The 12,768-nt window shown below is 67.2% G+C and carries 10 protein-coding genes; all 10 read left to right on the top strand.

Annotation, left to right across the window (positions count from 1 at the left end):
• Positions 1 to 8 precede the first annotated feature (8 nt).
• The 10 genes from accB to retS all read left to right on the top strand — a co-directional run bounded on the left by accB (position 9) and on the right by retS (position 12,695).
• Positions 9 to 479, top strand: coding sequence for an acetyl-CoA carboxylase biotin carboxyl carrier protein (gene accB / locus HMPREF2924_RS11105; protein ID WP_003135337.1), 471 nt, complete (start codon positions 9 to 11; stop codon positions 477 to 479).
• A 17-nt stretch (positions 480 to 496) separates the two neighbouring features.
• Positions 497 to 1,846, top strand: coding sequence for an acetyl-CoA carboxylase biotin carboxylase subunit (gene accC, locus HMPREF2924_RS11100; RefSeq protein ID WP_003095391.1), 1,350 nt, complete (start codon positions 497 to 499; stop codon positions 1,844 to 1,846).
• A 110-nt stretch (positions 1,847 to 1,956) separates the two neighbouring features.
• Positions 1,957 to 2,823, top strand: coding sequence for an EI24 domain-containing protein (locus HMPREF2924_RS11095; RefSeq protein ID WP_003135340.1), 867 nt, complete (start codon positions 1,957 to 1,959; stop codon positions 2,821 to 2,823).
• An 80-nt stretch (positions 2,824 to 2,903) separates the two neighbouring features.
• Complete coding sequence (prmA, locus tag HMPREF2924_RS11090) at positions 2,904 to 3,788, top strand: 50S ribosomal protein L11 methyltransferase (protein WP_003112237.1); 885 nt, start codon at positions 2,904 to 2,906, stop codon at positions 3,786 to 3,788.
• 95 nt (positions 3,789 to 3,883) lie between these two features.
• The gene (locus HMPREF2924_RS11085; protein ID WP_003135342.1) at positions 3,884 to 5,161 is read left to right on the top strand and encodes a DUF3426 domain-containing protein; all 1,278 of its coding nucleotides are present in this window, start codon (positions 3,884 to 3,886) and stop codon (positions 5,159 to 5,161) included.
• A 203-nt stretch (positions 5,162 to 5,364) separates the two neighbouring features.
• Complete coding sequence (dusB, locus tag HMPREF2924_RS11080) at positions 5,365 to 6,363, top strand: tRNA dihydrouridine synthase DusB (RefSeq protein WP_003095402.1); 999 nt, start codon at positions 5,365 to 5,367, stop codon at positions 6,361 to 6,363.
• A complete protein-coding gene (gene fis / locus HMPREF2924_RS11075; protein ID WP_003121116.1) occupies positions 6,360 to 6,683 on the top strand; it encodes a DNA-binding transcriptional regulator Fis in 324 nt (107 codons plus the stop codon). Before dusB ends, fis begins: the two co-directional genes overlap by 4 nt.
• Before the next feature lie 79 nt (positions 6,684 to 6,762).
• The gene (gene purH, locus HMPREF2924_RS11070) at positions 6,763 to 8,370 is read left to right on the top strand and encodes a bifunctional phosphoribosylaminoimidazolecarboxamide formyltransferase/IMP cyclohydrolase (protein ID WP_023094915.1); all 1,608 of its coding nucleotides are present in this window, start codon (positions 6,763 to 6,765) and stop codon (positions 8,368 to 8,370) included.
• Between the two features lie 103 nt (positions 8,371 to 8,473).
• Positions 8,474 to 9,763, top strand: coding sequence for a phosphoribosylamine--glycine ligase (purD, locus tag HMPREF2924_RS11065; protein WP_003121117.1), 1,290 nt, complete (start codon positions 8,474 to 8,476; stop codon positions 9,761 to 9,763).
• 103 nt (positions 9,764 to 9,866) lie between these two features.
• On the top strand, positions 9,867 to 12,695 hold the full coding sequence (gene retS / locus HMPREF2924_RS11060; RefSeq protein WP_003111227.1) for a hybrid sensor histidine kinase/response regulator RetS: 2,829 nt from the start codon (positions 9,867 to 9,869) through the stop codon (positions 12,693 to 12,695).
• Positions 12,696 to 12,768: the final 73 nt, after the last annotated feature.

The following is a 12,768-nucleotide window of genomic DNA, read 5'->3' as shown; positions in this document are numbered from 1 at the left end:
TAGCGCTAATGGACATTCGTAAAGTCAAGAAACTGATCGAGCTGCTGGAAGAGTCCGGTATCGACGAGCTGGAAATCCGCGAAGGCGAAGAGTCGGTACGCATCAGCCGCCACAGCAAGACCGCCGCCCAGCCGGTGTACGCACAGGCTCCGGCCTTCGCCGCTCCGGTCGCCGCGCCGGCGCCGGCAACCGCCGCTCCGGCCGCCGCTGCCGCGGAAAGCGCCCCGGCCGCTCCGAAGCTGAACGGCAACGTGGTTCGCTCGCCGATGGTCGGCACCTTCTACCGCGCCGCCTCGCCGACCTCGGCCAACTTCGTCGAAGTCGGCCAGAGCGTGAAGAAAGGCGACATCCTGTGCATCGTCGAAGCCATGAAGATGATGAACCACATCGAAGCCGAAGTTAGCGGCACCATCGAGTCGATCCTGGTGGAGAACGGCCAGCCGGTTGAGTTCGACCAGCCGCTGTTCACCATCGTCTAAGCCGCGGGGAACCTGCGATGTTGGAAAAAGTGCTGATCGCCAACCGCGGCGAAATCGCCTTGCGCATCCTTCGCGCATGCAAGGAGCTGGGGATCAAGACGGTGGCGGTACACTCCACCGCCGACCGCGAGTTGATGCACCTGTCGCTCGCCGACGAATCGGTGTGCATCGGTCCGGCCCCGGCCACCCAGTCGTACCTGCAGATCCCGGCGATCATCGCCGCGGCCGAGGTCACTGGCGCCACCGCGATCCACCCCGGCTACGGCTTCCTCGCCGAGAACGCCGACTTCGCCGAGCAGATCGAACGCTCCGGCTTCACCTTCGTCGGCCCGACCGCCGAGGTGATCCGCCTGATGGGCGACAAGGTTTCGGCCAAGGACGCCATGAAGCGCGCCGGCGTCCCCACCGTGCCGGGCTCCGACGGCCCGCTGCCGGAAGATGAAGAGACCGCCCTGGCGATCGCCCGCGAGGTCGGCTACCCGGTGATCATCAAGGCCGCCGGCGGCGGCGGTGGGCGCGGCATGCGCGTGGTCTACGACGAGTCCGAGCTGATCAAGTCGGCCAAGCTGACCCGCACCGAGGCCGGCGCGGCGTTTGGCAACCCGATGGTCTACCTGGAGAAGTTCCTGACCAACCCGCGCCACGTGGAAGTCCAGGTGCTTTCCGACGGCCAGGGCAACGCCATCCACCTCGGCGACCGCGACTGCTCCCTGCAGCGCCGCCACCAGAAGGTGATCGAAGAGGCGCCGGCCCCCGGCATCGACGAGAAGGCCCGCCAGGAAGTCTTCGCCCGCTGCGTCCAGGCCTGCATCGAGATCGGCTACCGCGGCGCCGGCACCTTCGAGTTCCTCTACGAGAACGGCCGCTTCTACTTCATCGAGATGAACACTCGCGTGCAGGTGGAGCACCCGGTATCGGAGATGGTCACCGGTGTCGACATCGTCAAGGAGATGCTGCGCATCGCCTCCGGCGAGAAGCTCTCGATCCGCCAGGAGGACGTGGTCATCCGCGGCCATGCGCTGGAATGCCGGATCAACGCCGAAGACCCGAAGACCTTCATGCCCAGCCCGGGCAAGGTCAAGCACTTCCACGCCCCCGGCGGCAACGGCGTGCGCGTCGACTCGCACCTCTACAGCGGCTACAGCGTACCGCCGAACTACGACTCGCTGGTCGGCAAGGTCATCACCTACGGTGCCGACCGCGACGAGGCGCTGGCGCGGATGCGCAATGCCCTGGACGAGTTGATCGTCGACGGTATCAAGACCAATACCGAACTGCACAAGGACCTGGTGCGCGACGCCGCCTTCTGCAAGGGCGGGGTGAACATCCACTACCTGGAGAAGAAACTGGGTATGGACAAGCACTGATCCGTCAGTCGCTGCGCACAAGGGCTGCCTCCGGGCGGCCCTTGTCGTTTCCGCCTGCCGGCCGCCCCAACGGTGCTATCCTCGTCGCCCCTCCACCACCGGACTCCTGCATGGAACGCATCCGCCGCTGGTACCGCCAATCGCTGGCCGCCGCGTCCGAGGCCGCGACCTGCTTCGCCCTGGGCTTCAGGGAAAGCCTGCAACCCGCCGCACTCTTCCGCTCCGCGAGCCTGTGCATTCTCGTCAGCGTGCTGTGCACCTGGCTGTTCGTGCATTTCTTCGAACCGATCATCCGCCTCTGCGGCTGGGCCGCGCTGTACACGGCATTCAGCGTGGCCAACTTCGCCCTGATCCCCAGCGGCTCGCTGATCGAGGCCGGCAGCGGTGGCCCGTACTTCGATCCGCTGGCGGCCTTCAACGGCCTGGCGGGACTGGCGCAACTGGCGTTCTATTTCGTCGGCTATGCCGCGCTGTTCTTCGTCGCCCTGTACGCCGCCAGCATCGTCTTCGGCATCCGCCTGGGCCTACGCATCGGCCTGCTCGGACAACTGAAGGAACAGGTCCGCCAACGCTACCCGCGACTGGCACCTGCCTCCGGCGAAAGGATCTCGCTGTGGCGTGCCGCCGGCTTCCGCCTGGCACCCTGGCTGGGCGTTTCCGGATCGATCCTGGTCGGCCTGCTGGTTCCGCTCTACAACGGTGTACTCCTGCTGCTGGCGCTGGCCTACCTGAACATCCGCTTCCTGCTGCCCGCCACGCTGGCCGGGCTGGCCGATGCCGGCGAGCAGCTCGCCGTGCTTCGTGCTCGCCGCGGCAGCCTGTTGCTGTTCGGCCTGCTGATACTGCTCCTGGCGCTGGTGCCGCTGCTCAACCTGCTGCTGCCGGCGGTGCTCGGCGGCGGTACCTGCCACCTGGCCAATCGCGGCCTGGCGCAACTGCGCGGCGAGGCCACGGCAGAGAGTGGCAGCGCCGGCTAGCCTCAAGTAAGCTTGCGCGGTGGAAAACGGGTCGCCCCTGGGCGGCCCGTTTCGTTTACAGCCGCAACAGAGGTCGCCCCATGCCCTGGTTACAAGTTCGCCTGGCCATCACCCCGGAACAGGCCGAAACCTACGAAGACGCCCTGCTCGAAGTCGGCGCCGTCTCCGTGACCTTCATGGACGCCGAAGACCAGCCGATCTTCGAGCCGGACCTCGGCACCACCCCGCTGTGGTCGCGCACCCACCTGCTGGCGCTGTTCGAAGCGGACACCGACGAGACCGCCCTGCTCGCCCACCTCGCCTTGCTTACCGGCGGCGACCTGCCCGAGCACCATGTCGAGGAAATCGCCGACCAGGATTGGGAACGCAGCTGGATGGACAACTTCCAGCCGATGCGTTTCGGCCGCCGCCTGTGGATCGTGCCGAGCTGGCACGCCGCCCCCGAGCCGGACGCGGTCAACCTGCTGCTCGATCCGGGCCTGGCCTTCGGCACCGGCACCCACCCGACCACCGCGCTGTGCCTGGAATGGCTCGACGGCCAGGAACTGGCCGGCCGGCAGGTGCTCGACTTCGGTTGCGGCTCGGGAATCCTCGCCATCGCCGCGCTGCTGCTCGGCGCCGAACGGGCGGTCGGCACCGACATCGATCCACAGGCCCTGGAAGCCTCGCGCGACAATGCCTCGCGCAACGGTATCGAGCCCGCGCGGTTCCCGGTCTACCTGCCGGCGGACCTGCCGCAGCGACAGGCCGACGTGCTGGTCGCCAATATCCTCGCCGGCCCGCTGGTTTCCCTCGCCCCGCAACTGACCGGCCTGGTACGTCCCGGCGGCCTGCTGGCGCTGTCCGGCATCCTCGCCGAGCAGGCCGAGGAGGTCCGTGCGGCCTACTCCGCACACTTCGATCTCGACCCGACCGCCGAGCGCGAAGGCTGGATCCGCATCAGCGGCCGCCGCCGCGCCGATTGATGGCGCACCGCCAGCCACCACTGATCCCGCCCCACTGCCTTCGTGCAAGAAGCTTGGGGTAGACTAGCCGCCGGATTTTTCCTACGGATCGCCGCATGAGCGAAAGCGTCATCACCCAATGTCCCCATTGCAGCACCAGTTTCCGCGTCAACGACGCGCAACTGGGCGCCGCCAATGGCGCGGTCCGCTGCGGCACCTGCCTGAAAGTCTTCAACGCCCTGCAACACCAGGTCGGTGGCGCGCCGCGCGCGAACGCTCCTTCGGCAGCCGAAGCGAAGCCGGCCGCCGCTCCGCCACCCGCGCCCAGCGTCGCGGCCGCCACCTCGGCCGCGCCCCCGGCAGCGCGCCCGCGCGACGAAACCCTGTGGATCCATGACGACCTCGACCTGGACAGCCTCAACCTCGACGAGGAACTGGCCAAGCTCGACGAATTCGAGCTGAACCAGGAGTTCTCCAGCATCGAGAAGGCCCCGCGACCGGCGGAGAGCCTGCTGGCGCGCCGCGACGACGAACGCGATCCACACGACGAACGCTGGGCCGAGGCGCTGATCGCCGATGCCGAACCGGCCCAGCCGGCGCGCGGCAACCCGCGCCAGGAACCGAGCCTCGGCGAACCGCTGGCGGAAGAGCGGGTATCCTTCGTGCCGCTGCGCCGCGCCGAGGATCCGCCGGAACTTCGCCTCAGCCTCGATGACGACGATGACGACGAGCCCAGCCTCGGCAAGCGCCGCCACGGACTGAGCGCCCTGGATGAAGACGACGAGGAAAGCGCCGAGGAACAGTCCGTCGCGCCCCTGGGCAGCGCCCGCAAGCCGGACGAGGCGCCGGTCGAGAGTCTCGACCAGTTGCGCGACGAGCCGCTGCAACTGGCCTGGGAGAAGCCCCGGCGCCAATGGCCGCGGCGTCTCGGTTGGCTGCTGCTGATCCTGCTGGCGCTGGGTGGTCTCGCCGCTCAGTACGTCGCCTACCATTTCGACGAGCTGGCGCGCCAGGACGCCTATCGCCCCTGGTTCGCCCAGCTCTGCCCGGAAATCGGCTGCACCCTTCCCTCCAAGGTCGACGTGGAGCAGATCAGGAGCAGCAACCTGGTGGTCCGCAGCCATCCCGAATTCAGCGGCGCGCTGGTGGTCGACGCGATCATCTACAACCGCGCCAGCTTCTCGCAGCCGTTCCCGCTGCTGGAACTGCGCTTCGCCGACCTCAACGGCCACCTCATCGCCAATCGCCGCTTCAAGCCCGGCGAGTACCTCGGCGGCGAGCTGGCCGGACGAACGGAAATGCCACCGCAGGTACCGATCCACGTGTCGCTGGACATCCTCGACCCGGGTCCGAAGGCGGTGAACTACAGCCTGAGCTTCCATTCCCCGGAGTGACCGGAAAGACCTCGCCGGTCGCCGCCGGGCCGCTACGCCCACCCGCTCGCGCGGAGCGCCAGGCGCAAGTGCCGCTCGTCTTCCAACTGTAAGAACTAAGGAATCGGCTGTTCAGAATTTATCCAAAACAGCCTTTATCCGGTCATCCAGAGCGGGTATCATGCCCTCCCTTTTTTCGCAGCACCGCAAGACAGGGAAGCCCCATGTCGGTGGTACGCATCGGCCCATATACACTGCCCAACAGACTGATCCTCGCGCCGATGGCCGGGGTGACCGATCGTCCGTTCCGTCAGCTTTGCCGTCGCCTTGGCGCCGGGATGGTGGTATCGGAGATGGTGACCAGCGACGTCCGCCTGTGGAACAGCCGCAAGTCGCGCCTGCGCCTGATCCACGATGGCGAGGACGAGCCGCGCTCGGTGCAGATCGCCGGCGGCGATCCGGCCATGCTGGCCGAGGCCGCGCAGCGCAATGTGGAACTCGGTGCGCAGATCATCGACATCAACATGGGCTGCCCGGCGAAGAAGGTATGCAACAAGGCAGCGGGGTCCGCCCTGCTGCGGGACGAGGCGCTGGTCGCCGAGATCCTCGATGCCGTGGTCAGGGCGGTCGACGTACCGGTCACCCTGAAGATCCGGACCGGCTGGGACCGGGACAACCGTAACGGCGTCACCGTCGCGAAGCTCGCCGAACAGGCGGGGATCCAGGCTCTTGCGGTGCATGGCCGGACCCGCGCCGACCTGTACACCGGGGAGGCGGAGTACGAGACCATCGCGGCGATCAAGCAGGCCGTGTCGATACCGGTGTTCGCCAATGGCGACATCGATTCGCCGGAGAAGGCCAGGAAAGTCATCGAGCAGACCGGGGTGGATGCCCTGCTGATCGGTCGGGCCGCCCAGGGAAGACCGTGGATTTTCCGCGAGATCGACCATTACCTGCGGACCGGCGAGCACCTGCCGGCGGCGCCGCTTCCCGAAGTGCAGAGCATCCTGCTCGAACACCTCGCGGAGCTGCACCTTTTTTATGGGGAAGAAATGGGTGTGCGGATCGCCCGCAAGCATGTGGGGTGGTATCTCGCGACTCTGCCGGGCGCAAGGGAATTCCGCGCCCAGTTCAATCGTTTGCAGGACACGGATGCGCAGTGCGCCAGCGTCAGGCAGTTCTTCGCCGAGCGCCAGAACAACGGAACAGGGGTGGCCGCATGACAACGATGACGACCGAGACTTTAGTGAGTGGAACAACGCCCGTGAGCGACAACGCCAACCTGAAACAGCACCTCACCACGCCGACGCAAGAAGGGCAGACCCTGCGCGACAGCGTGGAGAAGGCATTGCACAACTACTTCGCCCACCTCGAAGGGCAGCCGGTCACGGACGTTTACAACATGGTGCTCTGCGAAGTCGAAGCGCCGCTGCTGGAAACCGTCATGAACCACGTCAAGGGGAACCAGACCAAGGCCTCCGAGCTGCTCGGCCTGAACCGCGGGACCCTGCGCAAGAAACTCAAGCAATACGACCTTCTTTAAGAGCGGCGGCGGGCTCCGGCCAAGGGCGCGCGTCCCGGCCGGCACCCGCGGCCGGAAGCCAGCCCTCAGGACCCTTGCAATGACCGACCAAACCACCCGCCTGCCCATCCGCCGCGCGCTGATCAGCGTTTCCGACAAGACCGGCGTCGTCGACTTCGCCCGTGAGCTGGTCGCCCTCGGCGTGGAAATCCTTTCCACCGGCGGCACCTACAAGCTGCTCCGGGACAACGGCATCGCCGCCGTGGAAGTGGCCGACTACACCGGCTTCCCGGAAATGATGGACGGTCGGGTGAAGACCCTGCACCCGAAGGTGCATGGCGGTATCCTCGGTCGCCGCGACCTGGACGGCGCGGTCATGGAGCAGCACGGCATCAAGCCGATCGACCTGGTGGCGGTCAACCTGTATCCCTTCGAGGCCACGGTGGCCAGGCCCGACTGCGACCTGCCTACCGCCATCGAGAACATCGACATCGGCGGGCCGACCATGGTCCGTTCGGCGGCGAAGAACCACAAGGATGTCGCCATCGTGGTCAATGCCGGCGACTACGCCGCCGTGATCGAATCCCTCAAGGCCGGCGGCCTGACCTACGCCCAGCGTTTCGACCTGGCCCTCAAGGCGTTCGAGCACACCTCCGCCTACGACGGCATGATCGCCAACTACCTGGGTACCATCGACCAGACCCGCGACACCCTCGGCACCGCCGACCGCGGCGCCTTCCCGCGCACCTTCAACAGCCAGTTCGTCAAGGCCCAGGAAATGCGCTACGGCGAGAACCCGCACCAGAGCGCGGCGTTCTACGTCGAGGCGAAGAAGGGCGAGGCCAGCGTCTCCACCGCCATCCAGTTGCAAGGCAAGGAGTTGTCGTTCAACAACGTCGCCGACACCGACGCGGCCCTGGAATGCGTGAAGAGCTTCCTCAAGCCGGCCTGCGTGATCGTCAAGCATGCCAACCCCTGCGGCGTCGCCGTGGTGCCGGAAGACGAAGGCGGCATCCGCAAGGCCTACGACCTGGCCTACGCCACCGATAGCGAATCGGCGTTCGGCGGCATCATCGCCTTCAACCGCGAGCTGGACGGCGAAACCGCCAAGGCCATCGTCGAGCGCCAGTTCGTCGAGGTGATCATCGCGCCGAAGATTTCCGCCGCCGCCCGCGAGGTGGTCGCCGCCAAGGCCAACGTACGCCTGCTCGAATGCGGCGAATGGCCAGCCGAGCGCGCCCCGGGCTGGGACTTCAAGCGGGTCAACGGCGGCCTGCTGGTACAGAGCCGCGACATCGGCATGATCAAGGCCGAGGACCTGAAGATCGTCACTCGCCGCGCGCCCACCGAGCAGGAGATCCACGACCTGATCTTCGCCTGGAAGGTGGCCAAGTTCGTCAAGTCCAACGCCATCGTCTACGCCAGGAACCGCCAGACCGTCGGCGTCGGCGCCGGCCAGATGAGCCGGGTCAACTCCGCACGGATCGCCGCGATCAAGGCCGAGCACGCCGGCCTGGAAGTGAAAGGCGCGGTGATGGCCTCGGACGCCTTCTTCCCGTTCCGCGACGGCATCGACAACGCGGCCAAGGCCGGCATCACCGCGGTGATCCAGCCGGGCGGCTCGATGCGCGACAACGAAGTGATCGCGGCGGCCGACGAGGCGGATATCGCGATGGTGTTCACTGGCATGCGCCATTTCCGCCATTGAGTATCACGGCGGCTGAGCGCGATGCGGTCAGCCGCCCTACCCACGAATTTCACGCAGGGCGGATAACGCGGCGCGTTACCCGCCGTTGCGCCAGGAGAACCCCATGAACGTACTCATCATCGGCAGCGGCGGTCGTGAACATGCCCTGGCCTGGAAAGTCGCCCAGGACCCGCGCGTGGCGAAGGTCTTCGTCGCCCCGGGCAACGCCGGCACCGCCACCGAAGCCAAGTGCGAGAACGTCGCCATCGACGTGCTGGCCCTGGAGCAACTGGCCGACTTCGCCGCGAAGAACGTCCAGTTGACCATCGTCGGTCCCGAGGCGCCGCTGGTGGCAGGCGTGGTCGACCTGTTCCGTGAGCGCGGCCTGGATATCTTCGGCCCGACCGCCGGCGCCGCCCAGCTGGAAGGCTCGAAGGCCTTCACCAAGGACTTCCTCGCCCGCCACCGGATCCCCACCGCCGCCTATCGCAACTTCACCGAGGTCGAGCCGGCCCTGGCCTACCTGCGCGAGCAGGGCGCACCCATCGTCATCAAGGCCGATGGCCTGGCCGCGGGCAAGGGCGTGATCGTCGCCATGAACCTGGACGAAGCCGAAGCCGCCGTGCGCGACATGCTCGCCGGCAATGCCTTCGGCGACGCCGGCTCGCGCGTGGTGATCGAGGAGTTCCTCGATGGCGAGGAGGCCAGCTTCATCGTCATGGTCGACGGCCAGAACGTGCTGCCGATGGCCACCAGCCAGGACCACAAACGCGTCGGCGATGGCGACAGCGGGCCGAACACCGGCGGCATGGGCGCCTACTCGCCGGCCCCGGTGGTCACCGCCGAGGTCCACCAGCGGGTGCTGGACGAAGTGATCTACCCGACGGTGCGCGGCATGGCCGAGGAAGGCAACGTCTATACCGGCTTCCTCTATGCCGGCCTGATGATCGACAAGAGCGGCGCGCCCAAGGTCATCGAATTCAACTGCCGCTTCGGCGACCCGGAAACCCAGCCGATCATGGTCCGCCTGGAGTCCTCCCTGGTCCTGCTGGTCGAGGCCGCCCTGGCCAAGGCGCTGGACAAGGTCGAGGCGACCTGGGACCCGCGTCCGACCGTAGGCGTGGTGCTGGCCGCCGGCGGCTATCCGGGCGACTACGCCAAGGGCGAGGTCATCGAAGGCCTGGCCGAGGCCGCCGCGCTGGACGGCAAGGTGTTCCACGCCGGCACCGCGCTGAAGGATGGCCAGGTGGTCACCTCCGGCGGCCGCGTGCTCTGCGCCACCGCCATCGGCGAGAGCGTGTCCGCCGCCCAGCAACAGGCCTATCGCCTGGCCGAGAAGATCCGCTGGAACGGCTGCTTCTACCGCAAGGACATCGGCTACCGTGCCATCGCCCGCGAGCGCGGCGAGTCCTGACCGGGCCCGAGGCCGCGGGCGCCGCACGGCGCTTCCGCGGCCTATGCCGTTGCCACGGCCACTTGGCTATAATCCGGCCATTCACCTTCGAAGGGACTTCGCCGTGGTACGGCTTCGGATCGCCATAGGACTACTCGTCAGCTTCCTGCTGCTTCTGCTCGGTCCGATGTCGCCGGCGGTCGCGGACGACGCCGGCGTTTCCAGCGTTCCCCTGCAAACCACCGCCACTACTCCCAGCGCCAACCAGAACTGGCGCCTGCTGCGCGACGAGAGCGCGCAACTGCGGATCGCCGACGTCCTCCAGCGCAAGGAGCAGTTCCGCCCGCTGGCCAAGCGCTCCTTCATCTTCCCCGCCAGCCCCCAGGCGGTCTGGCTGCAGGTCCAGCTTCCCGCGCAGAAGGTGCCGAGCTGGCTGTGGATCTTCGCCCCGCGGGTGCAGTACCTGGACTACTACCTGGTGCAGGACGGCCAACTGGTGCGGGATCAGCACACCGGCGAGTCGCGACCGTTCCAGGAGCGCCCGCTGCCCTCGCGCTCCTACCTGTTCTCGCTGCCGGTCGACGGCAAGCCGATGACCCTGTACGTGCGGATGACCTCCAACCATCCGCTGATGGCCTGGTTCGACCAGATCGACGAAGCCGGCCTGGTCGGCCTGGAGAAGCCCGCCTACGCCTTCGGCATGCTGCTCGGCGGCATGCTCCTGCTGCTGATGTACAACCTGATCCGCTTCGCCTACTCGCGCAGCGCCAGCAGCCTGTGGCTGGCGGCGGTGCACGCGGCGCTGGCGGTCTGCGCCGCGGCGAACCTGGGGCTGGTGGCGTTCTGGCTGCCGGGACTCAAGTTCAACCAGTCGCTGACCGCCGACCTCGGCGCCCTCGGCGCCGCGGTGAGCCTGCTGTGGTTCGCCTGCAGCTTCTTCCGCGGCACTGCGGAAAGCCGCCTGAACCGCCTCCTGCAAGGCGAGGCGCTGTTGATCCTGGCGGTCGGCGCGATCATCGCCTTCACCCAGCAACTCTGGTTCAGCTGGCTGATCTACCTGCTGGTGATCCTCAGTTCGCTCAGCGTCCCGCTGGTCGCGGCCTGGCACTGGTATCGCGGCTACCAGCCGGCGCGCCTGATCGTTGCCGGGATGATCGTGTTCAACGCCGGCTTCATGGTGTTCCTGCCGGTGCTGTTCGGCACCAAGCAACTCGATCCGGGCTGGCTGGTGCTCGGCGTGTTCAGCTTCGCCACCCTCGCCGGGCTGGTCCTGAGCGTCTCGCTCACCGAACGCCAGCGACTGATCCAGCAGCTCAACCTGCAACAGCGCACCAGCGAGGCGGCGCACACCGCGGAATTGCAGACCAAGGCCGAGTTCCTGGCCAAGATCAGCCACGAGATCCGCACGCCCATGAACGGCGTGCTGGGCATGACCGAACTGCTCCTCGGCACCCCGTTGTCGGCGAAGCAGCGCGACTACGTGCAGACCATCCACAGCGCCGGCAACGAGTTGCTCACGCTGATCAACGAGATCCTCGACATCTCCAAGCTGGAGTCCGGGCAGATCGAGCTGGACGAAGTGCAGTTCGACCTCAACGCGCTGATCGAGGACTGCCTGGATATCTTCCGGGTCAAGGCCGAGCAGCAGCGCATCGAGCTGATCAGCTTCACCCAACCGCAGGTGCCGAGGGTCATCGGCGGCGATCCGACGCGCCTGCGCCAGGTGGTCCTGAGCCTGCTGGACAACGCGTTCAAGCAGACCGAGGAAGGCGAGATCCTGCTGGTGGTGGCCCTCGACGACCAGGGCGAGACACCGCGCCTGCGCATCGCCGTGCAGGACAGCGGCCACCCGTTCGACGCCAAGGAGCGCGAGGCGCTGCTCACCGCCGAGCTGCACAGCGGCGACTTCCTTTCCGCCAGCAAGCTCGGCAGCCACCTCGGCCTGATCATCGCCCGCCAACTGGTGCGGCTGATGGGCGGGGAGTTCGGCATCCAGTCCGGCAGCAGCCAGGGCACCACCCTGTCGCTGACCCTGCCGCTCGACCCGCAGCAGTTGGAGAACCCCACCGCCGACCTCGACGGCCCGCTACAGGGCGCCCGGCTGCTGGTGGTGGACGACAACGAAACCTGCCGCAAGGTGCTGGTGCAGCAGTGCAGCGGCTGGGGCCTGAACGTCAGCGCGGTGTCGTCCGGCAAGGAGGCGCTGGCCCAGTTGCGCACCAAGGCGCACCTGCGCGAGTACTTCGACGTGGTCCTGCTCGACCAGGACATGCCCGGCATGACCGGCATGCAACTGGCGGCGAAGATCAAGGAAGACCCCAACCTCAACCACGACATCCTGCTGATCATGCTCACCGGGATCAGCAACGCGCCGAGCAAGATCATCGCCCGCAACGCCGGGATCAAGCGCATCCTGGCCAAGCCGGTGGCCGGCTACACGCTGAAGGCGACCCTCGCCGACGAACTCGCCCAGCGCGGCGTCAGCGGCGTCACCAACTACCTGCAACCGGCCAAGGAAGCGCAGGCGCCGAGCCTGCCGAGCGACTTCCGGATCCTCGTCGCCGAGGACAACAGCATCTCCACCAAGGTCATCCGCGGCATGTTGAACAAGCTCAACCTCCAGCCGGACACCGCCAGCAACGGCCAGGAGGCGCTCAGCGCGATGAAGGCGACCCAGTACGACCTGGTGCTGATGGACTGCGAGATGCCGGTTCTCGACGGCTTCTCCGCCACCGAGCAGCTCCGCGCCTGGGAAGCCCACGAACAGCGCCCGCATACCCCGGTGGTGGCGCTCACCGCGCACATCCTCAGCGAGCACAAGGAACGCGCGCGGCTGGTCGGCATGGACGGGCACATGGCCAAGCCGGTGGAGCTGTCGCAATTGCGCGAGCTGATCGCCTACTGGGTCGGCGAACGCGACCGCCGCCGCCAGGGCGACGCCCTGCCCTCCTGAGGACAGCGACGTACTCCGGCGCTGCACCCGGCCTCCGCCACGGCGGATAACCGCACGCGGTTATTCGCCCTAC

This window comes from Pseudomonas sp. HMSC063H08, from assembly GCF_001813645.1.
GTDB lineage: Bacteria > Pseudomonadota > Gammaproteobacteria > Pseudomonadales > Pseudomonadaceae > Pseudomonas > Pseudomonas aeruginosa.
Note: the sequence above shows the minus strand (reverse complement) of the source record. Positions and strands in the feature narration are given on the sequence as shown.